Raw genomic sequence first — 1,269 nt, forward strand, 5'->3', positions numbered from 1 at the left:
GGAGCCTGACCCGCTTTCCCGGACACCTGATCTGAGGCGATGATCGCCTCGGGAGAGGAGTCCGTGATGCCTGCAGCCAAGCCGCCGGAGTTCCGGCGCAGAGCGGTGGACCTGGCCCGGCGCGGTGATGCGCCGGTGCGGCAGGTCGCGAAGGATCTGGGGATCAGCGAGTCGTGCCTGCGGCGGTGGATGGCCCAGGACGATGTCGACGCGGGTCGGCGCGAGGGCCTGACGTCCGAGGAGCGCAAGGAGCTGGTCGAGCTGCGTCGTCGGACTCGGGTGCTGGAGATGGAGAACGAGATCCTCAAGCGGGCGTCGGCATACTTCGCCCGGGAGAACGTGCTCCCAAAATGAGTGCCCGGCTCGTTCGCGAGCTCGCCGGCGACGGGGTGCCCGTCGCGGTGACGTGCCGGGTGCTGGGCATCTCTCGCTCAGGCTTCTACGAAGCCGACCAGCGCGCGCCTTCGGCGCGGGCGGTCTGCGACGAGGCGCTGGCCGCGACGATCACCCGGATCCACCAGGCGTCGCGGGCGACCTACGGTGCCCCGCGGGTGCATGCCGAGCTCCGGTTGGGGCTGGGGATCCGGTGCGGGCGCAAGCGCGTAGCACGCCTGATGCGCGACGCGGGTCTGGTCGGGGTGTGTCACCGACGCAAACGCCGAGGCCACCGTCCGGCACCGGCGCCGCACGAAGACCTGGTGCGCCGCGACTTCACCGCCAGCGGCCCGGATCGGCTGTGGTGCACCGACATCACCGAGCACCCCACCAGCGAAGGGCGGGTGTACTGCTGCGCGGTCCTGGACGTGTTCACCCGCCAGGTCGTGGGCTGGTCGATCGCCGACCACATGCGCTCCGAGCTTGTCGTCGACGCGCTCGAGATGGCCCGCTGGAGACGCCGCCCTGCCCCGGGGACCATCGTCCACGCCGATAGGGGCAGTCAGTACACCTCGTGGATCTTCGGTCACCGTCTGCGCGAGGCCGGGCTGCTCGGATCGATGGGCCGGGTGGCCTCGAGCGTGGACAACTCGATGATCGAGTCGTTCTGGTCGACCATGCAGCGCGAACTCCTCGACCGCCAGCAGCCATGGGCCACGCGCACCGAACTCGCGTCCGCGATCTTCGAGTGGATCGAAGGCTTCTACAACCCCGTGCGCCGACACTCCGGACTCGGCTACCGCAGCCCCACCGAGTTCGAAACCCTTCACACCGCCGCCGACCTCGCGGCATGATCAACCAACAGAACCTGTCCGGGAAACCGGGTCAGGCTCC

2 protein-coding genes are annotated in these 1,269 nt (G+C 69.6%); both read left to right on the plus strand.

Features of this window, described 5'->3' with window-relative positions; translation table 11 throughout:
• Positions 1 to 66 precede the first annotated feature (66 nt).
• Complete coding sequence (locus tag ACFVN3_RS20820) at positions 67 to 354, plus strand: transposase (RefSeq protein WP_378234865.1); 288 nt, start codon at positions 67 to 69, stop codon at positions 352 to 354.
• On the plus strand, positions 351 to 1,229 hold the full coding sequence (locus ACFVN3_RS20825) for an IS3 family transposase (RefSeq protein WP_378234866.1): 879 nt from the start codon (positions 351 to 353) through the stop codon (positions 1,227 to 1,229). The genes ACFVN3_RS20820 and ACFVN3_RS20825 overlap by 4 nt, the downstream gene beginning before the upstream one ends.
• The last annotated feature ends 40 nt before the right edge of the window (positions 1,230 to 1,269 follow it).

Source organism: Cellulosimicrobium sp. NPDC057862 (genome assembly GCF_042797035.1).
Taxonomy (GTDB): Bacteria; Actinomycetota; Actinomycetes; order Actinomycetales; family Cellulomonadaceae; genus Cellulosimicrobium.